Genomic DNA, 602 nt, shown 5'->3' on the forward strand with positions numbered 1-602 from the left:
TGGAAAATTGGTAGGGCAGTTAGAGTTTCGTTCTTTTTCACCCGAGCCAGAGACCGGTTATGTTCATTTAGTTTACTTGTTGCCTGAAGTTCGCGGTTCTGGTTTGAGCCAGCAAGTTCAGGTCTACCTCGAATCAGAATTAGCACGAGCTGGCTGTAATCGTGCTGTGCTTTCCGTGAGTAGAACGAACGCAAGGGCGTTAAGGTTCTATAAGCGTAATGGTTGGGTATATTGTCGCCCTAATCCGAAGCATGATGAAACCGATTTTTACCAATTGCAGCTGCGCGCCTAACAAAGCGTTAAAGAGGGATTCATGCCGCGTGGCATTTTTGGTATGCGGTGGTTTTGGTGGTGAAAGTGGTCTGCGGAAAGTTGGTTTAGGCGGCATTCACCCCTTAACGCGGCGTTATGCTTAATCAAGTAAAATCAGTTGGTTATGGTTTTTCTTTGTTCCCTTGGCTGATTGGTTTTGTGTTTGTCGGCAAGCCGGCTTTTGTGAGCGCTGTTTTTCGGACGCATATTCTTTGGCGCTAGAAATTCAGAGAATTGCCTCATTCAATTCTCGGGCAATCGCGAGGTTAGGGCGGTTGGCTCAATCAGAA

Annotated in this window: 2 protein-coding genes; both read left to right on the forward strand. The window is 46.8% G+C overall.

Going from position 1 to position 602, the window contains the following annotated elements; translation table 11 throughout:
- Positions 1–292 (forward strand): N-acetyltransferase (locus tag CIK04_RS07625; RefSeq protein ID WP_142994985.1); only part of this gene is annotated, 292 nt, incomplete at its 5' end.
- The gene (locus CIK04_RS35495) at positions 255–416 is read left to right on the forward strand and encodes a DUF3265 domain-containing protein (protein WP_128824608.1); all 162 of its coding nucleotides are present in this window, start codon (positions 255–257) and stop codon (positions 414–416) included. The genes CIK04_RS07625 and CIK04_RS35495, both read left to right, overlap by 38 nt.
- Positions 417–602 lie beyond the last annotated feature (186 nt).

The organism is Vibrio sp. 03_296 (assembly GCF_002265885.1).

Bases quoted from the DNA above. Each gene is read 5' to 3' on its own strand.
- CIK04_RS35495 (WP_128824608.1), top strand. From the start codon at position 255: ATGAAACCGATTTTTACCAATTGCAGCTGCGCGCCTAACAAAGCGTTA.